Raw genomic sequence first — 23,402 nt, forward strand, 5'->3', positions numbered from 1 at the left:
TTATACGCTTGCTTTATACAGAAAGTAATTCATTATTCATATTTGTTGCTATGTGTACGACCTTTTTTGCAATAATTTCAGTTGGGTCTACCACAATCAATTGTTTTGTTGATTGAAGCACAAGTGGTATTTCGGTACAACCTGCAATAATTGCATCAGCTCCAAGTTCCTTCAACTCTTTAGCGATAGCTGATAAGTAAAATAATCCCGTTTCTAGTTTACCACCTTTTATAGAATATATCCCTTTCATAACATATGCTTGCATGTCTTTGTTTGAATTGATAAGGGCAATGTCATATTTATTTAAACAATGCTGATACAAGTTAGATTGTAAAGTACCATCAGTAGCTAATAAACCGACTCTCTTGAATTTGTGCTCTTGTAAATATTTCGCAGTTTCAATTGGCATATGGATCACCGGTATATCAACTGAGTGTATAACAGCCTTGTAGAAAAAGTGTGCAGTATTACACGCAATCATTAATAAATCTGCACCAGCCTTTTGTAGCCGTTGTGCAGATGCTACAATTGATGGTGTCGGATCTAAGCCTTCACCTATAATTGCTGAAGTGCGATCAGGAATTTGTGAGTTGCTATCCACAATGAGGTGAAGATGGTCTTGATCATGTTTGGCTGGCGTATTATTAATTATTTTATTCATTAAATCTACTGTTGCCTTCGGGCCCATACCACCTATTATGCCTACTTTTTTGCTCTCCATCATTATCACAACCTTAAAATAATCATTAAGTATGAAGTAAATTATAGTTTTATTTTGCTTCATTGACTTATAGAAAAGTTCTATTTAATGATAGAAACATTTAATGATCCGTATAATCATTACCAACAAAAAACCAGGTGTAATAAACTCTACACCTGATTTGAATATATACATCTTATATATTAATCTTTGTTATTCCTACTATCCGTCATCTGTTTCCAAACAGACCCTTTCGCTTCTTCCCCTTCTTTAATTCGTTCAATTGCTAGTTTCATTTGCATACTTACTTCAAATTCCGGATCATTTTGAGCTTCAATTAAAGCAGGCAATGCTGAATCGTCTCCAACTTCATATAAAAACATCGCTGCTCTCCACCGTACTAATTTACTCGGATCTTGTAAAGCTTTAATCATTGCCCCAGTCGCACTTGGATCTCCAATATCTGATAAGCAATCCCCAGCCGTTCTTCTAACTGTTATACTCTTATCAGTCAACGCTTTATATAAATATGGTAACACAACTGGTTTTTCTATCATGCCTAAGTACACGGTAGCGAGACGTCGTATCGAAGCTTTATCATCATTTAATGCTTGTGCTAAAACTGGAATATCTTCCTCAGTTGGCTCCATTTGTTCTAGTGCCGCATACCGTTTAGTCCAATCAGCATTTTCTAGCATTTCAGCTGTTACTTTGTAGCTGTTTTTTAACAAATGACTTGCTGCGGTATGATCTTTTTTCTTTGCTGCATCAACTAGTCTATTTAAGCGGTCTTCATCATAAACAGCTATTAATTCCTCAACCACCTCTGAACCAACATCTTCAATATCACCATAACGAGTTCCATATTCCTGCCATTGTCTATCACTAACGACATTATTTACGGATGATTGCATTGTTAATACTGCTTCTTTAAATCGCTCTGGTAAGCCATACCGTTTTTCAGTTTGTCCATCTAGTAATTTCACTTGCATTGGAATAAATTGGATCATTTGCACAAAAACTTTTACATCCCCAAATGTATCAGCAACTTCTTGACGTGTATCGCTAGATTCTTCAATATCTTCCCCAAAAGCCTCCCTTACTTTTGGTAAGATCTCTTGCCAATCATACTTTGCATTACGTTCTACAGCTAAAAAATCAGCAACATGGTATACTCCTTTCACACCATCAATCGACAAAATGTCTTGAATGATTTGTGGTGCACTTTCGCTATTCTCTCTCTTATAATTATTACTTTTTCCAGAGGGTAATTCTTTGTTTAAGATAATTTTCATTGTATTTGGACTAGGTGTTGGTTCAATTGTATTGATCTTCAAACTAATCTCCCCTTTTTTACTACAAGTATAGTAAAAATAATTTTAACATACGTACGTCCTTCCATCCATTACACTCACTTTTAAAAAGTTGTCCGATATATTTCTACAAAAGATGAGCAAATTTACTGTTAATTTGTCATAATCAATCTTATTCACAAATATTAATGTTATAAATCATTCCCCTTTTTCTAAGCTCAGGTAATTTTACTTATTTAAAATGACACTTTATTGGAATGGAGGTCAAACATGAAGTTATCAACAGGAACAAAGTATAACTTTGTTTTATCATCAGTTGCCGCCACTGTTGTATTAAGTACGTCATTGCCAATAAACACATCTGTAAATTCCGATATTTTAAGTGTGCGGGAACTAAAGAAAGAACAATTACGTTATGGACATACTGGGCAAGCAGTAAAAACACTTCAACTAAAGCTTAAAAACCTGTCAATGTATCATAGTCATATTGACGGGGTTTATGGTAAGAAAACGAAGGAAGCTGTACAATTATTTCAAAGTAAAACACAGTTAGCTACAGATGGCATTACCGATCAAAAGACGTTAACTAAATTAGCTAAGTTTGATACACTCCACAAGCAAAAAGTTCTGTCATACGGTTCCACAGGTGAAGAGGTAGTAAAATTACAACACCAATTACAAAACCTAAGTTATTACGAAGGACATGTTGATGGAATATTCGGTCCACTTACATTAGCAGCAGTAAAAACATATCAGCAACGTAATAAGTTGACAATTGATGGCATAGCTGGACGACAAACATTGCAACACCTTGAAACAAATAAGAATAAGGTTGGTAAAACAATATATATCAAACCAGCAAAACAAACGACAGTGAACTCTGTTGATACATCCTTGATCACAATTGCGCAAAAATACATCGGAAGCCCATATGTTTGGGGTGGAACTTCACCTAGCGGCTTTGATTGCAGCGGCTTTTTAACTTTTGTATTTGATCAAAAAAGCATCAAAATCCCTAGAACAGTCAGTGACATATGGAATTTTACTGTTGACGTCCAAAATCCAAGCATCGGTGATATTGTTTTTTTTGAAACGTATAAGCCAGGGCCTTCTCATGCTGGAATTTACATTGGGAATAACCAATTTATTCATACTGATTCATCGGTTGGCGTTACAGTTAGTCATCTTAGTAACTCCTACTGGAACTCTCGATATTTGGGAGCAAAGCGAGTTGTCCAATACTAAGAAACCTTCTACAGTGTGTATGTCTACTAAACTAGGAATAGATATATTATTTCTATCAACAATGATTAAGCCATACAAAAAGTCCAACTGTAAAAGTTGAACTTTCATATGACATGAGAATGTGAATGGCACTGTAAACTAACAACCAAAGGTGTAGGTATTTAACAAAGGATGTTTTCGCATTAAATATTGCCTTTCGTAATAAATGCGTACACAATTAGATTTCGTGGCACCTTTTTCTTCTGTACAACAATGACTAACCATGTAAAACTACTTTCTTTGGTAATAATTTGGCTTTTAATAGCAACGATGAGAAGAGCCTTAAAAAGTTATACAGAATTATGTTTTTTAGCTGGTGACTTATATCAAATCAAAGTTAATTATTCGGCAGTTGTTCTCAAACAAACGGGATCCATGTTCAGTTTAGTGCATGCATAATTGACAAACATTAATACAACAATTCAGCTCCATAACATAGAGTTTCATTTAGTTGCTTCTATGATTTCAGATAATTCTTCCCAACGTTCCATCAACTGTTCTAATTGTTTTGTAGTATCCTCATGTTCCTTCATTAGTGATTGAGCAGTTTCAAAATCACTTCCTGTTTGTTCAATTTGTTGCGTCAGGTGTTCACAAGTTCGTTCCATTTCTGCGATCCGATCTTCAATTGTTTCCCACTCTTTTTGTTCCTTGTAAGTTAGTTTGCGGATTTGCTTCTTTTCTTTTTTCGGAACTTCTTTGTCTTTTTGTAATTCTTTCACTATCGTCTTTTCAGAACGCTGTTCAATAAAAGCTGTGTATGAACCAAAGTGTGTTTTCACATGTCCATCACCTTGAAAAACGAGAATTTGTTCCGCTATTTTGTCCAAAAAGTATCGGTCGTGTGATACAGTGATTACAACACCTGGGAACTCATCTAAATAATCTTCTAATATTGTCAAAGTTTTAGTATCAAGGTCATTTGTTGGTTCATCGAGTAATAAAACATTTGGTGCATCCATTAATATTTTTAATAAAAATAGTCGTTTTCTCTCTCCACCAGAAAGTTTACGAATCGGTGTACCGTGAGTATGCATCGGAAATAAGAATCGCTCTAGCATTTGAGCAGCAGAAATTGTGTGACCATCTATCGTTTCTATAACTTCTCTTGACTCCTTCACATATTCAATGATCCGTTGATTTTCATTCATATGAAAGGTTTCTTGAGTATAGTATCCAATTTTAACAGTTGGACCGACTGAGAATTTTCCATCGTCAGGCGTTATTTTTCCTGCTATTAAATTTAGCAATGTAGATTTCCCAGATCCATTCTCCCCAACGATACCGATGCGGTCTCCCCGCTTTATTAACAGGTTAAAATCTACTAAAATGGTTTTGTCCCCGTAAGATTTGGTGACATTTTCTAATTCAACTACCTTCTTCCCTAGACGGCTAGATTGTAATGATATATCCAACTTGCTTTCATTTGTTGTAAATTTACTATTTTCTAATTCCTCAAAGCGCTTTATTCTCGCCTTTTGTTTCGTTGTTCTTGCTTTTGCGCCTCTTTTTATCCAAGCGAGTTCATAACGGTATAGATTCTGACGTTTTTCCTCACTAGCCTGTGCTTGTTCTTCTCTTAACGCTTTTCCTTCTAAATAAGATGAATACCCGCCTGCATAACTATATAAGTTACCATTATCCAACTCCAAGATGCGATTTGTAACTCGATCTAAAAAATACCGATCGTGTGTTACGAGCAATATAGCCCCATTAAACTTAGCTAAATAATCTTCTAACCACATGATTGTCTCATAATCTAAATGGTTCGTTGGCTCATCTAAAATTAATAAATCAGGTTCTGCTATCAATGCCTGTGCTAATGACACTCTCTTTTTTTGTCCTCCTGATAGCTCGCCAATTTGTTGTGAATAATCTTTGATACCGAGCTTAGTTAGTATTGCTTTTGCATTTGAATTCGCTTCCCAAGCATTCATAGCATCCATACGTTGCTGTGTAGTAAACAACGCTTGTTGGATTTTTTCATTTGTCGGTTCATCTGCTAGTTTTAATAAAATGTGCTCGTACTCTTTTAATAAGTTAATAAGTGGCGTATCACCATGAAAAACTTGATCAAGCACTGAATGGTTTTCTTTAAATACTGGTTGCTGAGCTAAATAGCTTATTGTATAGCCTTTTGAACACATCATTTGACCTTCATCAGGAGTTTCTTCTCCAGCAATAAGCTTTAACAAAGTTGATTTCCCTGTTCCGTTTACACCTATGACCCCAATTCGATCACCGGACGTTATACTGAAAGATATGTTTTCAAACAACGTCCTTTCTGTATAGCTTTTTGTGAAATTTTCTACTGTTAGTAATTTCATAGTTGACCATTCCATTCCTCAAAAAATTGTAATAAGTACTTTTCTATAAAAACATGCCTTTGTTGCGCTATCTTCTTTCCTTCTTCCGTGTTCATTTTATCTGAAAGGCGTAATAATTTCTCATAAAAGTGGTTAATTGTTGTACTTTGCTCATATCGATATTGCTCATACGTCATGCTTTCCCTTAACGGTATATCAGGGTCATAAAGTACATGTCCCTTTATGCCACCGTATGTAAATGCACGAGCTATACCGATCGCACCTAATGCGTCTAATCTATCTGCATCTTGAACAACTCGACCTTCAAGGGATTTCATTGGAACTCCATTTCCTCCTTTAAACGAAAGTGAGGTAATGATATCCATTATATGTTCAGTATCGACAGATTTTACTCCGTTTGAATGCAGAAAGCTTGTTACGTGTTTAATTGCACCTTTTGGATCATCCATAATTTTGTCATCTATCGTATCGTGTAACAACGCAGCCATTTCAACTATAAAAAGATTTGACCTTTCAATTTTACCTATATGTAATGCCAAGTTTCTAACGCGATGTATATGAAAATAGTCATGACCCGTTCGGTCATCAACTAATATTGATTTTACAAATTGTTCAGTAATTTTTATCATTTCTGCATTCATTAATATCACCTGTTTAAATTATTGGACGTTTTACACTATATATCTTGTCCGTTGTAACAGCAAAAAAAGAACATCCACTCTTTTAAAATACTATATAACCGACAATTTAATAATGCAGCGTTTTTCGTAAAGTTTGAAGCTTTTAAGGCAAATATTGGATAGCACCAAATAAATTTATGCAATTGACATCATTTAAAATGAGATAGTATGCCCAAGTTGTATTCGTCTATATTTAAGAGTTCAAAAAAAACTTTCAATGCCAAAAAAAGCCACTTTTTAAAAAAACAGACATAAGCCTATTTCTTTCTCAACACATTGTAACATGACGGAAGGATTATTGTGGAATCATTTTAAGTAGGGACATTTGACTAACAACATGCATATAATGATGAAGATTTAATATTAAAGCAACTAAATATCAAGGTTCACTTGTAATACTTGTTGCTTTTAAACTAAGCATTAAGCATATGTCTTATATTCATAGTATTTAATGGGTATAGACCCTTTTCGTAAACCTTGTTGCGATAATTCGTAAAATAGCATATAAAAACATCGTTTTATAGCGATGCCCCGAAACTTACTTATATACGTTTGTGATTTGATGGAACGATAAACAACTTTCAATACGAAAACAGGCTTGTTAATTATGCTATTTTATGAACATGCACTAACATGGTTGTCCCCAAAATAGGCTGGAGCTCATACACCAATTAATGCTTCTTGTTTAGACTTTGTTAGTTTACAGGTATGAAGAGAGAAAAATTGAAAGGATCTGGTTCACATAAATAATAATAGTTGCTTTCATCAACATCCTCCCCAAACGCAATCAACAATTGGCACAGCTTGGTATGGACGTCATGTAATAATGATTGTCTGTAATCCTACAACAAACCAATTCGTTTCATTATACTCAAGCTTACATGCTCCTATAGAGCCTACCAATCCAAATTGTGCAGAAACTATAGCTCAATTATTGAGTATAGGCTATAAAATTGAGGGAAGCGTACCACTTTCTACTCATTTAGTGCAATATATACTAGTGTTGTAGGTTCATTTTCACACATGTAACCTTTAAAACAACACTATAACGATATGTAGTTACCTTTCATAATTATTTTCGCATTGCGTGTTGCTTTGCATACAAATAAATTAACACAGACACAACAATAGTTTCATGGCATTTATTCTTCTATAATATTGTGATAACATATGAGACTTTCTGTTAATATCGTAATTTTGTATCAATAACAACAAAGTTAGAGCCTAATTATTAAACCAGCTAATTCCAATTGTGTCTTCACCTGTATGTACACCGAGAGAAGTAGAAAATGGGTACGTAAGTACATTCAACGAAGGAAACAAACTTTCTATTTTTTGTTTTAGTACCTGTGCTTTATCACTGCGTAATCCATATAATAAATATACTTCTGAGATTGTTGAATGTTGGACTTCTTCTTTCAATATAGTAAGGAAGCGATGTAAGGCCTTACGTTCTGATCGCACTTTGTCATAGATTGCTAATGTACCATTGTTAAAAGTGATGATTGGTTTAATTTTCAACAAACTACCAACCACAAATTGGATACTATTTAACCTTCCACTCGCATATAGCTGCTCAAGACTACCAACTATTACATACATTTTATTTTTGTCTACTAATTTTTGTATAGAAGATACGATATCTTTAATTTCTGTGCCTGCTCTGTTAAGTCGAATACCTTCAGAAATTAAAGCTGTCATTGGATATGAGGTAACTTTCGAATCAATTACATAAATTGGTTTTTTAATTTGTTGTGCTGCTTGAAAGCTTGAAGAATAAGTGCCGCTTAATTTCGAAGAAACATGTATTGAAATAATGTAATCATAACTGTATTGTAACTTTTCATACAATGCTTGAAATTGACCAACCGATGGTTGGGAAGTTTTCGGTTTGGAGATTGAAGATTTTAATTTACTGTATAACTCATAAGGCGTTAGATCCACACCATCCCGATATTCTTGATTATCAAAGATTATCGTAATTGGTACAACGTATACATCAGGGTGATGCTGTAATTCCTCATTAATGCAAGCTGAGCTATCCGTTACCCACGCTATTTTTAGCACATTTCTTCAATCCCTTCTTTTCATTGAACATTATAGCTATTCACATTCATTAGATACTTTTCTAAGTAGTATTTATGGAAGTATTGTTACTTTTTTTAAAAACTCATGAATCTTAGTTCTTTTCGTAAACTTTGTTTTATACCAAATTAGTACCATTTATATGTTAGCCATCGTTGTAAACAAGAAAGAATGCCAAGAACTCTTGTGGTGTGCGTGTTTATTTCTTTATACGAAAAAAACAATCCATGCGAAAACAGCTTTCGTAAAGTTTGTTACGATTGTTTTCAATTAGCAACGTAAGAAGGAATTTAACAGATTATTATTATCGTTTAACTTAAGAAAAGATGCCAAGAACAACAGTTGTGTAGGTGTTTATTGTTTAACTCATTATGATCACACATACATAATTATAATAGATCATTGTGTTACTACTCTTCACGAATCATCATTTCTAACCTACCTTACTTAAATATAAAAACTGCACCTTCATAAATATCTACGGCTATTTTGAAGGTGCAGCTTCTTATGACGATAGTTGTATTACAATTGAAAGCTCAATTAGTTTAGCAACTGCTCAATATTTTCTTTCATTGCAGATGGTTCTACTTTAGGAGCAAATCTCGATACGGGTTTGCCATTTTTATCAATTAGAAATTTAGTGAAATTCCATTTAATTCCTTTCGAACCTAAAATTCCAGGTGCTTCTTCTTTTAAGTATGTAAATAACGGATGAGCATCCTCACCATTCACATCAACTTTCGAAAACATCGGAAATGTTACACCGTAATTAATTTCGCAAAAGCTCTCAATTTCTTCATCATCACCCGGTTCTTGATTTCCAAATTGATCACAAGGAAACCCTAATACTACAAGTCCTTTATCTTTATATGTTTTATATAACTCTTCAAGTTGTTTATATTGTGGAGTAAAACCGCATTTACTAGCTGTGTTAACAACCATTACGACCTGCCCTTCGTAATCATGTAAAGATTTAGCTTCACCCTTAATTGTTGATGCTGAAAATTCGTATATAGACATCTTTATCCCTCCTGTTTACTATTGTAAAAGTTGTTTTAAGGTATATCAAATGATTACACCTATAAAATTAGTTTAATTTCATAATTGTTGAAGGGTGCAAAGTATAAAATCAACCATTTCAATCAAATCATCAATATTTTCTTCATACATAAAACGGTCAAATATAATGTCCGTATGATGAGTGTATAAGGTTGGTTGTTCACTCGGGTTATGTGATATTGTTTGCTGATAAATATACTCTTGCCCCCACACACTTTTGACGATTTTTAATGCATGTTCCGGTATACCCTCAACTGACTTTAAATATTGTATAAACCCTACACTTATACTACAACCTGGTTTTTGCCCTGGTGTTTGTAATAATTCCTTACTAAGATTAGCAACATCCATAGATAGCTTCATGTATGCAGCTGGTGATCCTTGTCTATCTTTTAGTCGAAAGTTTATCTTATAAGATCTTGACATCTTTGCAAGGTTAACTAAATCATCCCGATTGATAATTTCTATTGTGCCACCTAAATCAAGATCATATATCTCTCCTTCAAGGACAACCTTTAGATTCTCAAAAACGGTAGGGTCGAATATAGTTCCATTTTTCATAATACTAGAATAAGCCCACCGCATTACCATCTTCATCTACATCCATATTTAATGCAGCTGGGTTTGTTGGTAACCCCGGCATAGTCATCATATTTCCTGTTAAAGCTACGATGAATCCTGCTCCGATTGATGGTTTTAGTTCTCTCACTGTAATTGTAAAATCTTTCGGTCTGCCAGCCTTTGTCGGATCATCTGATAAAGAATATTGCGTTTTAGCTATACAAACAGGTAGTTGATCCCAACCCAGCTGTTCAAATTGAGCAATTTGCTTTTTAGCTTTAGAGGTAAATTCCACCTTTTCCGCACCGTAAACTTGTGTGGCAATTGTATTAATTTTTTCAGCGATTGAATCATTAAGGTCATATAACGGTGAGAATTGATTGTTAGTAGATTCCATGACATCTAATAATTTTCCAGCTAAATCCACACCACCTTGACCACCTTTTTCCCATACTTCAGTTAAGGAAACAGGATAATTTTGGTCATTACACCAAGCGATCAAAGAGTTGATTTCTTCATCAGAGTCTGTGACAAATTTATTTACTGATACAACAAACGGTAACCCAAACGCTTTGACAGTTTCAATATGCTTCTGAAGATTTTCTAACCCAGCATTTAACGCAGACACGTTTTTTTCTTTTAAATTATTTTTATTTACTCCTCCATGCATTTTTAACGCACGGATCGTAGCAACAATAACTACAGCAGCAGGGTCAATTCCTGCTGTTCTCGCTTTTATATTCAGGAATTTTTCTGCTCCCAAATCCGCTCCAAAACCAGCTTCAGTTATAACATAATCCCCAAGCTTAGAAGCCATTTTCGTAGCGATAACACTGTTGCACCCATGTGCAATATTAGCAAAAGGACCACCATGTATAAGCGCAGGAGTGTGCTCAAGTGTTTGTACTAAATTAGGTTTAAGTGCATCTTTAAGAAGTAAGGTCAACGCTCCTTCTACACCTAAATCTCTAACTGTTACAGGCTGTTTATCAAAATTATATGCTACAACAATATTTGAAAGCCTATTTTTGAGATCATGTATATCTGTTGCTAGACAAAAAATAGCCATAATTTCGGACGCAACCGTAATATCAAAACCATCTTCACGTGGGACTCCTTGAATAGGTCCACCCAATCCGATAACGACCTGACGTAAAGCGCGATCGTTTAAATCGACAGCACGTTTCCAATTGATTCTTCGTTGATCGATTTTCAGTTTATTCCCATGATGAATGTGGTTATCGATGATAGCTGCGAGCGTATTATTTGCTGTAGTAATCGCATGTAAATCTCCAGTAAAATGTAAATTTATATCTTCCATAGGAATAACTTGTGAGTAGCCACCACCTGACGCTCCGCCTTTGATCCCCATAGTTGGTCCTAAAGAAGGCTCTCTCATTGCAATAATTGCTTTTTTCCCTAATTTAGTAAATGCTTGACCTAATCCAACTGTAACTGTAGACTTACCCTCACCAGCTGCAGTAGGGTTAATAGCCGTTACTAAAATGACTTTACCATCTTGCTTCGTTTTCAAACGATCCATAGCATTCAAAGAAATCTTAGCTTTATAATGACCATATGGCTCCACTTCTTCTCGTGTCAGATCAAGTTGGCTAGCTATTTCTGTAATCGGTTTCATTTCTGCTTTTTGAGCTATTTCAATATCTGATTTAATTGTCATTTTTGTGCTCATATGTATCCCCCATATTCATTCTTTTTATGAGTCATTTTACAAATTTATTGTACCACTTCTCAATAATTCAAGTAGAGAGAAAAATGAATTATATATAAATTATTATTGAATTTACATTGATTATAAATACTCGTTGTAATAATACTAGAATATATAGTATCGTTCCTTCTAAAGGTAAAGACAATAAAAATCCTATTCGCTATTGTTTTTTAATCAACTAGTTCGTTTTATAACTAAACTAATGACGTTATTTCTTTTTAATAATCGATGACAATCGTATAAAACATAAGATTACAGGCGCAATTTTGTAAATTTAGCAACAAAACATACCCAATAAGCCTATTAATTCGCAAAACAGCAACAATGTTGCGATAAAAATCCTGAATAAGTGAATACAATTTTTCATTGAATAATTTATTAATAGTTTATATAATATGAATATTTACATAAAGGAGTTGAACCGGATGCCAATTAATATTCCTCATAACTTACCAGCTAAAGAAATACTGGAGAAGGAAAATATCTTTGTAATGGATGAGTTAAGGGCATATTCACAAGATATTCGCCCTCTAAATATTGTGATCTTAAATATTATGCCCGAAAAAGAAAAAACAGAAACAAGGTTGCTAAGGTTGTTAGGAAATTCCCCTTTACAAGTTAATATTACTTTATTAAGACCAACAACACATGAATCTAAGACAACAAAAAAATCACATCTCGACCAGTTTTATAGAACTTTTGATGAGGTAAGAGATAAAAAGTTCGATGGCATGATTATTACAGGTGCTCCTGTTGAACAACTTTCTTTTACTGAGGTAAATTATTGGGACGAATTAAAGGAAATCATGGATTGGACTACTACAAATGTCACATCAACACTTCATATTTGTTGGGGTGCTCAAGCAGGGCTATTTCATCATTATGGTGTAAATAAATATCCCCTCCAAAAGAAATGCTCTGGCATTTTTCAACATCGACGCCTTTATAAAAACATTACTCTTTTACGTGGTTTTGACGATATATTTAACGTACCTGTTTCTAGATATACGACCGTAAAACAAGAAGAGATTGAGGAGAATACTAATTTAACTATTTTATCTACATCTGATGAAGCTGGTGTTTGTCTCGTTACCTCAAACGATGGAAAAAGGATATTTCTTACTGGACATTTAGAATATGATGAATACACGTTGAAAGAAGAATATGAACGAGATACTTCAAAAGGAATCTCTATTCATGTGCCAAATCATTATTTTCCAAATAATGATCCTTCAAAACAACCTATTCATTCTTGGCGTTCACACGCCAATTTATTATTTGTAAATTGGCTTAATTATTATGTATATCAAGAAACACCATATATTTGGGAATAAACAAGTCCTGTTAATAGGAGTGGATGCCAATGAATCAACAATGCTTCATTGAGTTAGCTGGTGGTGTATATACACACCATAAATTTTATAGCTCCTTATCAAGAAATAACAAGTTTGATCTTTTTTGGTCATTTTTCACTAGTGATTATAGCTATGTTAAATCAGTGTACGCAGGGGTCGAGATTGACATTTTACAAAAAACTAGCAAACATAGCATCGAACATATCTTCCCTCAAAGTACTATGAAAAAGTATTTAGCCATGAAAAAAGCTAATGTCAATGTAATTAAAGGTGCAACAGTAAACCCACTTAACTTTGCTGCTGCACATAAAAAAGTCAACTCACACAGAGGACACCTACCATTTGATATAGAAAATGATAAAGTTATACACCGCTTAAAATTGAGCGTACCACATAACTACACTGATTTTGGTATTGACTATGAAAACGAATGGATTATTCCGCATGTAAGTAGAGGAAATATAGCTAGAACGATGCTATATATGATGTTAGTTTATAATATTCAAGAGTTGCATATGGATCATTTACATACTTATCGATACTGGGCAAAATGTGATCCCCCTGAAGTATGGGAAATTGAGTATAACTCTTGGGTGTTAGAAAAACACCATATCTCTAATTTATTTGTTACTGATGACATTAAACAAATGGTGAAATTACTAGATGATGATCATTTATTTCAAAATATCCTATGTAACAGATGATCTTCAATCATAAGCGTTTCGGACCGACACCACGATTTAAGCTGTATCGACTTTCGACCTATTTTAGCAAACTAACTTTTTACTTGAAGAAGTTCAACAAATCAAATATGTTAAAAAACGGACTGTCTCATTTCTGTCGAGAACGTCCGTTTTTGCAGTTTTCTGAATTTTATTAATTATTTTACTTTTTGTGCCTTTTTACCTTTTTACCTTTTTTCATTAATCAACAATCTTCCTGTTGAATATATAAATCATGTCGTAATAAAAAAGAAAGGAAGATCGAGAAATGTCTATATTGAAATTATTTACACTTTTTAAAATGACTCCTGAAGAAAGAGTAAGGCATGAGGTTATAAAAAAGAATATAGAAGAAATGAAGCAGAAACAATTAGCATACTGGCGTTGGCATATTTAATTTTCATAAGGCTCAATTGCATTTCTAAATGCAATTGAGCCTGTTAATAGTCATCCTGTAATTCTTATCGTCATATACTTAAAGGCTTTATAAATCCGCCACAGGTGTTCGTTGATTCATCCAACTCCATTCTGTATCAACCAAAAAGCGGTTAGGCCACCCTTCTTTTATCGTGGGCCAATCTGCAAATTGCTCTATACTTTTACAAAAAAGCTCGGCATTTTTACTGCTTGGGGAAGACAGTAAATCGTTTGTTAATTCCATAAAATTTGTAGGTTTGTTGTCAAGTTCACTTAACACTTTCATGAACCATTTATGATAAGGATACAGTACTTTGTTCTGAGCCAATATTAACCTCCCACCAAATAGGACGAGTGATGAAACGATGTGCATCATCAAATATTTGTCATTCCTCTTCTCAGCTTCTGCAACATACCATCTAGCTGCTTCAAATTGCACATAAAATTTTTCTATCTTCTGTTGTTGTTCGTGTACTGGATATGTTGTAATTTGTTGTAATATCATGTCTAATTGAGGTATTTTTGAAAAGCCAATGATGGCATCTTGAAATGCAAATCTTGCTGGCTCACTTCCATGACGTGCAACATCTTCTAAAAATTGCAAATTTACTATTTTGCCATCTACATAGCCACCTTCATAATCACATTCATCACCAGACCAGTAAAATAAGTCATGCTGCTCCTTACGTCTTTCAAATTCTTTATCTGTAGCTATTAAAATTATATCCACATCCGAACTTTCACTAGCGTAACCTTTGGCAACTGAGCCACCTATTAACAGTGCCCGAACTTTAGGGTCATCTTTAAATTGTTCACTTAGTACTTGTACTGCTCTTTTATGATGTTCGTACATTAGTCCCACTCCTCTATCAATAGATCGTTTTTTATAGCTGTTTGTTCCAACTTTGATTCTCATAATATTACTCAAAGAAATACACGCTCTTTAGTTGTATATGCTTATATTTCTTAAGATGAAAAACAACAATCAATCCCTAACAGCCATTTGGTTACAAGATAAAACAACAAGTAATAATCATATGCCTTGTGTATTAGACAACAAAACCACCTAACTTTTACAAAAATATAAGGTCATTTTAACCATTATAATGATAGCTATCAATAGAATTAAACGATCACATTTGGACAAATCCGACTTAAATGATATGTTGCGCTTAAATATTGAGTGAACTAATTTTTAACACCAATAAAAACAGGCCACAATCATGTGGCCTGAATAAATGACAACTTATAACATTCGAATCGCAAAAGGAATATGATACTCTTCTCCTTGGTATGCTTTTATAGCTCCTACAACTGTAAAAATAAAAATGTAAATTCCGACCAACCATATAGTTATAAATCCTATTAAGATTAGCATTAGTAGCATACTTATTATACTATAAATGGTGTATGATATGAAAAAGTTAAAATACATCCTTCCATGATAATCAACAAAAGATGATTCATCCTTTTTAATTAACCATATAACCAACGGACCTAAAAACACTGTAAAAAAACTAATAACGTATATAACTGCTGCTAACATGCGATCTTCACTTGATGGCAAGATGTCACCTCCAAAATATTATTCAATATTACATACGTATGAATATTCAATTGGTTACAAAAATATGATTTTTAATTATGATTGATTCAAGTAATTATGACCATATAGCAAGCTTATTCATCTGTAAATTAATCATGCCCTTTTTATAAGCTTTGTTGCTTTCTTTAACTTGCATGAGTAACTGATGTGTATGTTATGTTTTTATAGCCTTTAAGAGAAAAGATCCATAAAGCTATATAACGAAAAGCAACCATGTATAGGAGAAACAGCCCTGAAAAAAATAGGAACAACTCACCAATTTGAACTTTTGAGACTAAATAGGAATAATACACAGGCAATTTAATACTGCATGAATATGTTAATGTTGATGAGGGATTGGAATCCATCCTCATATGATTACATTTAAGGAGTGATAACATGGTTGATGGTGTTCGTTCAGGAGGAATATTTGCATTAGTCATTGTCTTATTCGTACTGTTAATAATCATTGGCGTCGCTTGTGGCGGTGGGCTTGGTTACGGGTATTAATCATATTCCCAGAAAAGTGAGAAGGTATGGGCAAGTTACAACAGGTGGATAGTAATTTCCAGCCACCTGTTTTTTTTATTACCTTTGCTATCGGATAGGTTAAATCTATTCAGAACAGCGATTGTACAAACTCGTTTAACAAGCCATTATTTATCACTTTTATTTATTAGCATCGATACCCACATGAAAGTCAAGGCTTGCTTTAACTCTTTCGGTAAGCTGTTAATTAGTTCGGCTTGAACCTCCTTCTTATATACCCCATGACCATCTACAATGTCCCAATCATGTGACTTTGCTAAGTTCTCAAATTCCCAAGGCATCATCGTGTTACATATGACTCTTTCTCCAAATAGTCTAGGATAGCTATGTTGTCTAGGCGCAGCAGTAGGGCCTAATATACCTGCACAAAAAAAGCCATTAGGTTTTAAGACACGCTGAAATTCTAATAACACATGCTTTGGGTCTTCAGTCCATTCCAGACAATTAATTGCGATAATTGCATCTATTGAGCTAGTTGTAAAAGGAAGTTCTCTAGCGTCAGCCTGTATAAATGTTAACTTATCCTCATCATTAAAAAGGTTTGCTTTCTCAATCATCTCTTTCGATAAATCAATACCAACCACTTGATAATTTTCTTTCGCTAGCTTCTGTGATCCATAACCGTCTCCACAGCCAATATCTGCAACTACCCCACCCAATTTAAAGTACTTCTTAATAAATGGAATAATTGTTTTGCGGCTACCATCTTCCCACATTTGTTCACTTCTGTTATTCCAAAATTCGGCTTTTTTATCCCATTCTTCACCAGATCGGTGATGCCAATTAAAATCCTCCACTACATAAACCTCCTATAATTACTGTTATATTATTATTCGCCAATTTAATGATAATTCCTTGATTAATAAAGGTTTGGCTGTACAAACTAAATTTGTAAGAGATAAATGATGGATAACATCAACTAATTGACACAATAATAGTAAGAAAGAAGCTGATATGATGACTAAAAAAATGAATTACGGGAGCAAGAATCAAAATTCACCAACTAATGGTGAAGTACGTGGTAAAATAGTAGCCGGTGATAATAGCAAGGGCAATAAACGAAATAAAGACCAACGAGATAAATCTGATTTGTACGAATAACAATAGCTAATATGATCGAATGAGAGCTTGAGCATCGTTATCAAGCTCTTTCTTTTATGCTTTTTTTTGCAATAATGATGGTTTTTTGTATTAAAATATAAACCGTACCCAACTAAAGTTCGTGGCATCCTTTCTTCTGCACAACGATGAATAACAAATAATACTCTTTTTGAGTACTTAATTGATTACAATCGCAACAAAGTTTACAAAAAAAGCTTTTTTTATCAATGTTCTGCTCATGTATGATGTCGTTTATTCATGATTAAAGTCAAGCTTTTTCTAATATTCAAAATACATGTAACTATATATCATCCTATATATATACATGATAATAGCTTAAAACCTTGTTAACCGATAGTTATTTTTTCACATCCTCTATGTTCAACATATCCATTCTCATAATCTACTGTTATAATCATAGAGCGAACAAAATTAAGGAGAAGATATATGAAAGTAGTTATAGCCGAAAAACCAGACCAAGCGACTAAATTAGCTGCTCCTTTTTCCTTTACTAAAAATGATGGTTATTTAATGGTGAAGCCAAATACTACATTCCCCAATGGAGCAGTTATCACTTGGGCGATTGGTCATCTTTGTGAATTAAAATCACCTGAGGAGTATCATTCAACATGGAAAAAATGGGATAAGCATACACTCCCAATGGTACCTAATAGATTTGAGTATAAAGTAACTAGATCAAAATTAAAACAGTTTAATATTATTAAAAACTTATTGAAGCGTGCTGAAGTTCAAGAAATCATTATCGCTGGAGATGCCGGACGTGAAGGTGAATTAATTATACGTACAATCATCAAACAATGCGGAGTAAGTATACCAATGAAGCGTCTTTGGATTTCTTCTCTTACTCAAGCTTCAGTCATGAAGGGTTTTTCCTCTTTACTTACAGAAGAAGATACGCGACATATTTATTTTGAAGCTTTAAGTCGTGCATGCGCTGATTGGCTGATTGGTATAAATTCCTCAAGAATTTATACGATTCTACTAAAAGAAAGAGGAATCCAGGATGTTTTTTCTATCGGGAGAGTTCAAACACCTACCCTCGCGTTAATAGTCAAAAGAGAGCATGAAATAGCGAATTTTAAACCTGAAGATTTTTGGGAGGTCGAAGCTCAGTTTGATTTTTTTGGACAGTCAATTAAAGCTAAGTGGCATAAAAAAAACGAAACTAGAATTTTTAATGAAAAACAAGCGAACGCTGTAGCTGAATTTTGTAAAGATAAAAATAGTATCATTTCAGATGTCAAAAAAGAAAGAAAAGAGTATCAGCCTCCATTTCTATTCAATCTTTCAGCACTTCAAGCAACAGCAAATAAAACGCTTAAGCTTTCACCACAAAAAACATTAGATGTATTACAAAAGCTATATTTGAAAGGAAATATATCGTATCCACGATCAGATTCACAGTACCTAACAATAGAAGAAGCTACAGTTTTACCAACTGTACTATCTCGTTTAAAAGATATAGATAAATATGAAAATTTATTACCCCCACCAAATGCGTCGATAATTAATAATAAAAGGTATGTAAATGAAAAGAAAGTAACAGATCATCATGCCATCATTCCTACCGAACAAATACCTGATCTTACTAAGTTAAGTTCAGAAGAGACTAAAATTTACGATTTAATCGTAAGACAAGTGATCAGCGCTTTTTATAACAATGCTATTTTTAATTATACTACTATACATATATTAGTAGACAGTCGTGCTACTTTCATCGCAAAAGGTAAAGAACAAATCGAAGAAGGTTGGAAAAAAGTTATAAACAATCCACATAGCCAGTCGGATGGTGGAGATCAAATTCTCCCGATCATTGAAAAGAATACAAAAGGCACTGTTACAAAAGTAAATTTAAAAAAAGGACAAACTAAGCCACCAAAAAGATATACTGAAGGTAACTTGATCACTTTAATGAAAACAGCTGGGAAGCATTTAGATGATACTGAGCTAGAGAATGTATTAGCAAAAACCGAGGGACTAGGTACCGAGGCAACACGAGCTGGAATTATAAACCTATTAAAGAATCGTAATTATATAAACATTAACAAAAACCAAACGATAGCTACCGCAAAGGGCATGCTACTAATAGAAGCTTTAGGAGATAGTATATTGGCCTCCCCAAGCATGACAGCAAAATGGGAGCAAAGACTTTCTCAAATAGGTGAAGGTTCTGCTTCACCCCGAAATTTTATTGAACAAGTGAAAAAATTATCACAGAATATAGTAGAGAATGCTCAGCAGCTAAGTAACAGTTGGTCATTTACAAACATTCCTATTGAGACGGTCGGATCGAAGCAGAAAAAAAGTAAATTTAGTAAGAAAAAAATATCTTTGGGTAAATGTAAAATGTGCAATGGTAGTATTCTAGACTTCGGAAAGTTCTACGGTTGTACAAACTATAAAAAATCTGACTGTAAGTTTACAATTTCTAAAAAAATCTTAGGCAAAACGATTTCTCAAGCAAACATAAAAAAGCTATTAAAAACTGGCGAAACTAACGTTATAAAAAACTTCAAAAAAGATGATAAAACGTTTGATGCCATAGTTTTATGGAGTGATCGGGACAAGAAGATCGCTTTTAAATATATGAAATAGGACTTGATATGGTTACAGGTATACTCCCTGCCATTTCAAGTCCTTTAAATTATAATGGTTCTTACGAATAATTCTTTTTCCTTACTTAGATCGATCATTTCATTTTGCACTTGCACTAGTGGATTTACTGGATCAAAACGATTAATCATAATTATTTTCGCCTGACGACCATCTGTTAGATAACAACCCTGTCCGACTGTTGTATCCATCATGTGAAATAGAAAAACAAATAAAATATTCGGATCAAACTTACCAAATATATGATCATTCATTTCCTTAATCACTTTATAGAACGGGGATGCAACACGATAAATACGATTGGATGACATCGCATGAAAAACATCAGCAACAGCAACAATTTTGGAAAAATAATCGATTTTATTTCCTGATATCCCATAAGGATAGCCTTCACCATTTTCACGTTCATGGTGCTGAAGAGCAACTAAACTGATTTGCTCATCAATACCTTTAGTATTGATTAACATGTCATAGCCGTATATACAATGATTTTTTATCTCTTCATATTCATCATCGGTAAGTTTATCAGGCTTTTGAAGTATGTCTAATGGGATTTTCGTTTTACCAATATCATGTAACGTTGCTGCAAGTGTAAGACGATGTAACTCCTGTTCATTTATATTCAGCCACTTTCCGAGTAATGTTGCAATCACTCCAACACCAATATTGTGTCGATATGTATAGTCATCCTTTTTATGCAATTCATTAAATAGATAGAAAAGATTAGGGATTTCTGCAGCCTGCTGTATCGTTGGAATGATATCTCTTTTAATTTCATAAAGAGGAATCTTATGCCTATTCTTTTTTTGCACAAATGAACTCATATTAACACCTCTCTATATTTGATTGTATCATAATTTCCAAACCCTTCCTATCATTAACATAACCGAAGAACTATTTTTTACTTTATTTACAATATAAGATACTTATGTAAAGTTTTCATTTTTCTGTTATTTCTGTCTATTTATATTGACTCAATAATATCATTGGTGTATATTTAAGACATCATTTAGCAGAATGTAAGATTTCATCATCTTAGACAGCTATTGATATTACAAAGCTTCAGCTTAATATATTCCGTTATTTGATAATAAATTATTTTGTAGCACTTTTGTGCAGGAAGTATTAGGAGGAAATCGTACTATGCAAAACGGTAAAGTAAAATGGTTTAATAATGAAAAAGGTTATGGATTTATTGAAGTTGAAGGTGGAGATGACGTATTCGTTCACTTCACAGCTATTCAAGGTGATGGATATAAATCATTGGAAGAAGGTCAAAAAGTTTCCTTTGAAATTGTTGATGGAAACCGAGGGGCTCAAGCAGCCAATGTTGTAAAACTATAAATTAAGCCATTCATTCACATAAAATTTGTTAAAAAAAGACTGTATGATACAGTCTTTTTTGTTTTGTAAAACCTATTTCCTATGGCCCTCACACGTTATGAACAGGTTGCTCTTTTTTAACTATAGTATGATTGCGCAAGCTACTATTCGTAGCATCCTTTCAAACATAATACAATGCAGGTCCATAAAATTATTATGATAATCTAAGTACTGTGGCATCAACGTTTGCAACATGACCTTATAAAAAATATTCAATTATAGTGAATAATCGTCTACCCTCCGACTAACTATATAGTCAGGAGGTGTATGTATTGACTAATGAAGAAAATGAAGTATACACAGGATATAATGATATACAAGATCTTAATATGTCAATTCAAAGTGCACAAAAAATAGTAGGACGTGCCACGATGAGTATGGATGAAGAACAACTAGAGGGAGCTACTCAGGCTGTTTCAGAAGCACGTTCTAAGCTTGTAGATGCAAATGCAAACTCAACTGGTTTTGATAATGAATTTTTACAACAATCAGAGAAATTATTATCACAATGTGAAGAGCAGCTCAATGAAGCAAAGCAGTAATACAAATCATTCTAATTAGAGTATTCACTTCATCTGTATTAAAAGAATTTACATTACAAGCTGGGATATTCACCGATTAACATAAAACCGCAATTATGCGGTTTTTTCCTCGTAGGCTTATTAGCCATCATCTCCAAAATGATTAAGCTAGTAATCCCTATCAAGAATTGGCATATTACGTTCAAGTCCTTCATTATTTTCTTTCCCACTTGGATATAATTGACCATGTGACAAATTCTCTCCATATTTCTTTAATAAGTTACCTACTGTACAAGTATGAATACAAAATGATTGTGCATACGTTTTCCCGTATTCTTTTCTAAAATTACTTTTTACAAAACAATCTTGGCAGTACGTATCGAGGATTTCACTTATCTGTTCAATAATTAGTTTTCTTTCCAAAGTATCCACCCTCCTTGTCATGACTACAATACATATATATGTTATGATAAGTTTTAAATTTCTACATTACTGTGAATGACTATCCCTTCCAACGCTTGGCTTGCAAGCTGATCAGCCTCACCATTTTGCTTTCTTGAAATTGGGTCGTAATGAGGATGAATACCTAATTGCCGTATCTTATCCTCTATTTTATCTAACCATGTATTATATACCTCATCAAAGCATGGCCAATCACCTGAAAGCTGTTTGAGTACTACATGTGAATCTCCACGAAATGTAACAGAGATATGGTGAATACCTAACTCTTCTACTTGCCCCAGTAAGTACCAAAGCGCTGCATATTCAGCTTCATTATTTGTTTCAATTTCTGAAAATAACGCATTGGACCTTAAACGATATTTTTTGTTGTTTTGACTATAATAAATAACTGCACCAAGCCCTGCTTGTTTGTTATTGTTATCATAACCACCATCAAAATATACAATTATATCGTTTGGTTCAGTTTCTAGTTCTTTAGAAAGCCTAATTAGTTCCTTCTTCGTCCATTTGTTATCTTTTTCATCATAAAATAATAACTCGTTTGTTCGTCCAGTACGTTCGAAATCTTCACTGATTGAAAGAGCAGCTTCCACGCTAATTTCCTCAGATGTTAACGTTATAACTTGCTTATTGATTGTTTTATAAGTCCATTCAATTCTAACTTTCATTTTTTCACCTTTCACCTCCGTTTTGTTCAAATGGTGAAATAATTTTTCGTAAGGCTCTTTTCGTAAAGTTTGTTGCTATTTTCACTAAAATTTCGACAGTATGATGAGTTTTATGAGAGCTCAATAATCGTATAAGTAACAAAGATGCCCGACGCCAGGTGTATACGTGCCAATACCTTTGAACGAAAAGTAACAAGCAATGCGAATGCAGCCTTTATTAAATAATGGTCAATTTAGATGAGAGGCTTTTCTGAACTGCATTAA

22 protein-coding genes and 1 pseudogene are annotated in these 23,402 nt (G+C 33.7%); 9 read left to right on the top strand and 14 right to left on the bottom strand.

What is annotated here, in order from left to right:
• Positions 1-13: 13 nt before the first annotated feature.
• Both cuyB and JM172_RS06015 read right to left on the bottom strand, forming a co-directional pair.
• Complete coding sequence (gene cuyB, locus JM172_RS06010; RefSeq protein WP_214481203.1) at positions 14-724, bottom strand: cysteate racemase; 711 nt, start codon at positions 722-724, stop codon at positions 14-16.
• A gap of 179 nt (positions 725-903) precedes the next feature.
• Entirely contained in the window at positions 904-2,037 is a 1,134-nt protein-coding gene (locus JM172_RS06015; RefSeq protein WP_214481204.1) for a conserved virulence factor C family protein, read from the bottom strand.
• Positions 2,038-2,283: 246 nt separating this feature from the next.
• Between JM172_RS06015 and JM172_RS06020 the strand changes: the two genes are divergently transcribed.
• Entirely contained in the window at positions 2,284-3,258 is a 975-nt protein-coding gene (locus JM172_RS06020; protein WP_214481205.1) for a C40 family peptidase, read from the top strand.
• A 482-nt stretch (positions 3,259-3,740) separates the two neighbouring features.
• On the opposite strand, the gene JM172_RS06025 is transcribed toward JM172_RS06020, so the two are convergent.
• The 6 genes from JM172_RS06025 to JM172_RS06050 all read right to left on the bottom strand — a co-directional run bounded on the left by JM172_RS06025 (position 3,741) and on the right by JM172_RS06050 (position 11,702).
• Positions 3,741-5,624 carry an ABC-F family ATP-binding cassette domain-containing protein gene (locus JM172_RS06025; RefSeq protein ID WP_214481407.1) on the bottom strand — a complete coding sequence of 628 codons (1,884 nt, stop codon included), beginning with the start codon at positions 5,622-5,624 and terminating at the stop codon, positions 3,741-3,743.
• Positions 5,621-6,265, bottom strand: a complete 645-nt coding sequence (locus JM172_RS06030; RefSeq protein WP_214481206.1) for an HD domain-containing protein — start codon at positions 6,263-6,265, stop codon at positions 5,621-5,623. Before JM172_RS06030 ends, JM172_RS06025 begins: the two co-directional genes overlap by 4 nt.
• A gap of 1,263 nt (positions 6,266-7,528) precedes the next feature.
• Complete coding sequence (locus tag JM172_RS06035) at positions 7,529-8,371, bottom strand: DegV family protein (protein WP_214481207.1); 843 nt, start codon at positions 8,369-8,371, stop codon at positions 7,529-7,531.
• A 558-nt stretch (positions 8,372-8,929) separates the two neighbouring features.
• Entirely contained in the window at positions 8,930-9,409 is a 480-nt protein-coding gene (locus JM172_RS06040; RefSeq protein ID WP_214481208.1) for a glutathione peroxidase, read from the bottom strand.
• Between the two features lie 78 nt (positions 9,410-9,487).
• Positions 9,488-10,009, bottom strand: coding sequence for a hypothetical protein (locus JM172_RS06045; protein WP_214481209.1), 522 nt, complete (start codon positions 10,007-10,009; stop codon positions 9,488-9,490).
• A 4-nt stretch (positions 10,010-10,013) separates the two neighbouring features.
• Entirely contained in the window at positions 10,014-11,702 is a 1,689-nt protein-coding gene (locus tag JM172_RS06050) for a formate--tetrahydrofolate ligase (protein WP_214481210.1), read from the bottom strand.
• 464 nt (positions 11,703-12,166) lie between these two features.
• Between JM172_RS06050 and metA the strand changes: the two genes are divergently transcribed.
• The 3 genes from metA (at position 12,167) to JM172_RS25100 (ending at position 14,215) form a co-directional block, all read left to right on the top strand.
• Positions 12,167-13,075, top strand: coding sequence for a homoserine O-acetyltransferase MetA (gene metA / locus JM172_RS06055; protein WP_214481211.1), 909 nt, complete (start codon positions 12,167-12,169; stop codon positions 13,073-13,075).
• Between the two features lie 29 nt (positions 13,076-13,104).
• Positions 13,105-13,800 (top strand): endonuclease, encoded by a 696-nt coding sequence (locus tag JM172_RS06060; RefSeq protein ID WP_214481212.1) that lies wholly within the window; start codon positions 13,105-13,107, stop codon positions 13,798-13,800.
• A gap of 286 nt (positions 13,801-14,086) precedes the next feature.
• Complete coding sequence (locus JM172_RS25100; RefSeq protein WP_284730433.1) at positions 14,087-14,215, top strand: hypothetical protein; 129 nt, start codon at positions 14,087-14,089, stop codon at positions 14,213-14,215.
• 87 nt (positions 14,216-14,302) lie between these two features.
• On the opposite strand, the gene JM172_RS06065 is transcribed toward JM172_RS25100, so the two are convergent.
• A complete protein-coding gene (locus tag JM172_RS06065) occupies positions 14,303-15,088 on the bottom strand; it encodes a nucleotidyltransferase domain-containing protein (protein WP_214481213.1) in 786 nt (261 codons plus the stop codon).
• Positions 15,089-15,481: 393 nt separating this feature from the next.
• Entirely contained in the window at positions 15,482-15,781 is a 300-nt protein-coding gene (locus JM172_RS06070) for a DUF4870 domain-containing protein (RefSeq protein WP_214481409.1), read from the bottom strand.
• 438 nt (positions 15,782-16,219) lie between these two features.
• Between JM172_RS06070 and yjcZ the strand changes: the two genes are divergently transcribed.
• Positions 16,220-16,330 (top strand): sporulation protein YjcZ, encoded by a 111-nt coding sequence (yjcZ, locus tag JM172_RS06075; RefSeq protein ID WP_214481214.1) that lies wholly within the window; start codon positions 16,220-16,222, stop codon positions 16,328-16,330.
• Positions 16,331-16,476: 146 nt separating this feature from the next.
• On the opposite strand, the gene JM172_RS06080 is transcribed toward yjcZ, so the two are convergent.
• Positions 16,477-17,166: a class I SAM-dependent methyltransferase gene (locus JM172_RS06080; protein WP_214481215.1), complete on the bottom strand. Its 690-nt coding sequence runs from the start codon at positions 17,164-17,166 to the stop codon at positions 16,477-16,479.
• A 172-nt stretch (positions 17,167-17,338) separates the two neighbouring features.
• Between JM172_RS06080 and JM172_RS25105 the strand changes: the two genes are divergently transcribed.
• Together JM172_RS25105 and JM172_RS06085 are read left to right on the top strand one after the other, a co-directional pair.
• Positions 17,339-17,470 (top strand): hypothetical protein, encoded by a 132-nt coding sequence (locus JM172_RS25105; RefSeq protein WP_284730440.1) that lies wholly within the window; start codon positions 17,339-17,341, stop codon positions 17,468-17,470.
• A gap of 447 nt (positions 17,471-17,917) precedes the next feature.
• Positions 17,918-20,086 (top strand): DNA topoisomerase III, encoded by a 2,169-nt coding sequence (locus tag JM172_RS06085; protein ID WP_214481216.1) that lies wholly within the window; start codon positions 17,918-17,920, stop codon positions 20,084-20,086.
• 44 nt (positions 20,087-20,130) lie between these two features.
• Here JM172_RS06085 and JM172_RS06090 read toward each other — a convergent pair whose 3' ends face one another.
• On the bottom strand, positions 20,131-20,928 hold the full coding sequence (locus JM172_RS06090) for an HD-GYP domain-containing protein (protein WP_214481217.1): 798 nt from the start codon (positions 20,926-20,928) through the stop codon (positions 20,131-20,133).
• 319 nt (positions 20,929-21,247) lie between these two features.
• Here JM172_RS06090 and cspD point away from each other — a divergent pair, with 319 nt between their 5' ends.
• Entirely contained in the window at positions 21,248-21,448 is a 201-nt protein-coding gene (gene cspD, locus JM172_RS06095; RefSeq protein ID WP_214481218.1) for a cold-shock protein CspD, read from the top strand.
• A 311-nt stretch (positions 21,449-21,759) separates the two neighbouring features.
• The gene (locus JM172_RS06100) at positions 21,760-22,029 is read left to right on the top strand and encodes a DUF2564 family protein (protein WP_250886534.1); all 270 of its coding nucleotides are present in this window, start codon (positions 21,760-21,762) and stop codon (positions 22,027-22,029) included.
• A gap of 225 nt (positions 22,030-22,254) precedes the next feature.
• Here the strand turns inward: JM172_RS06100 and JM172_RS06105 are convergent.
• Both JM172_RS06105 and JM172_RS06110 read right to left on the bottom strand, forming a co-directional pair.
• Positions 22,255-22,452 (bottom strand): annotated as a pseudogene (locus JM172_RS06105) (zinc-finger domain-containing protein); the annotation flags it as partial.
• Between the two features lie 32 nt (positions 22,453-22,484).
• Entirely contained in the window at positions 22,485-23,138 is a 654-nt protein-coding gene (locus JM172_RS06110; RefSeq protein WP_214481221.1) for a ribonuclease H family protein, read from the bottom strand.
• Between the last annotated feature and the right edge of the window lie 264 nt (positions 23,139-23,402).

It is taken from the genome of Bacillus sp. SM2101 (assembly GCF_018588585.1).
Lineage (GTDB): Bacteria > Bacillota > Bacilli > Bacillales > SM2101 > Nanhaiella > Nanhaiella sioensis.

What these genes read in the sequence shown, in the direction of transcription:
- JM172_RS06090 (WP_214481217.1), bottom strand. Translation starts at nt 20,928, where the DNA reads ATGAGTTCATTTGTGCAAAAAAAGAATAGGCATAAGATTCCTCTTTAT.
- JM172_RS06085 (WP_214481216.1), top strand. Translation starts at nt 17,918, where the DNA reads ATGAAAGTAGTTATAGCCGAAAAACCAGACCAAGCGACTAAATTAGCT.
- JM172_RS06065 (WP_214481213.1), bottom strand. Translation starts at nt 15,088, where the DNA reads ATGTACGAACATCATAAAAGAGCAGTACAAGTACTAAGTGAACAATTT.
- JM172_RS06060 (WP_214481212.1), top strand. Translation starts at nt 13,105, where the DNA reads ATGAATCAACAATGCTTCATTGAGTTAGCTGGTGGTGTATATACACAC.
- cspD (WP_214481218.1), top strand. Translation starts at nt 21,248, where the DNA reads ATGCAAAACGGTAAAGTAAAATGGTTTAATAATGAAAAAGGTTATGGA.
- cuyB (WP_214481203.1), bottom strand. Translation starts at nt 724, where the DNA reads ATGATGGAGAGCAAAAAAGTAGGCATAATAGGTGGTATGGGCCCGAAG.
- JM172_RS06020 (WP_214481205.1), top strand. Translation starts at nt 2,284, where the DNA reads ATGAAGTTATCAACAGGAACAAAGTATAACTTTGTTTTATCATCAGTT.
- JM172_RS06040 (WP_214481208.1), bottom strand. Translation starts at nt 9,409, where the DNA reads ATGTCTATATACGAATTTTCAGCATCAACAATTAAGGGTGAAGCTAAA.
- JM172_RS06050 (WP_214481210.1), bottom strand. Translation starts at nt 11,702, where the DNA reads ATGAGCACAAAAATGACAATTAAATCAGATATTGAAATAGCTCAAAAA.
- JM172_RS06025 (WP_214481407.1), bottom strand. Translation starts at nt 5,624, where the DNA reads ATGAAATTACTAACAGTAGAAAATTTCACAAAAAGCTATACAGAAAGG.
- JM172_RS06045 (WP_214481209.1), bottom strand. Translation starts at nt 10,009, where the DNA reads ATGAAAAATGGAACTATATTCGACCCTACCGTTTTTGAGAATCTAAAG.
- JM172_RS25100 (WP_284730433.1), top strand. Translation starts at nt 14,087, where the DNA reads ATGTCTATATTGAAATTATTTACACTTTTTAAAATGACTCCTGAAGAA.
- yjcZ (WP_214481214.1), top strand. Translation starts at nt 16,220, where the DNA reads ATGGTTGATGGTGTTCGTTCAGGAGGAATATTTGCATTAGTCATTGTC.
- JM172_RS25105 (WP_284730440.1), top strand. Translation starts at nt 17,339, where the DNA reads ATGAATTACGGGAGCAAGAATCAAAATTCACCAACTAATGGTGAAGTA.
- metA (WP_214481211.1), top strand. Translation starts at nt 12,167, where the DNA reads ATGCCAATTAATATTCCTCATAACTTACCAGCTAAAGAAATACTGGAG.
- JM172_RS06110 (WP_214481221.1), bottom strand. Translation starts at nt 23,138, where the DNA reads ATGAAAGTTAGAATTGAATGGACTTATAAAACAATCAATAAGCAAGTT.
- JM172_RS06030 (WP_214481206.1), bottom strand. Translation starts at nt 6,265, where the DNA reads ATGAATGCAGAAATGATAAAAATTACTGAACAATTTGTAAAATCAATA.
- JM172_RS06070 (WP_214481409.1), bottom strand. Translation starts at nt 15,781, where the DNA reads ATGTTAGCAGCAGTTATATACGTTATTAGTTTTTTTACAGTGTTTTTA.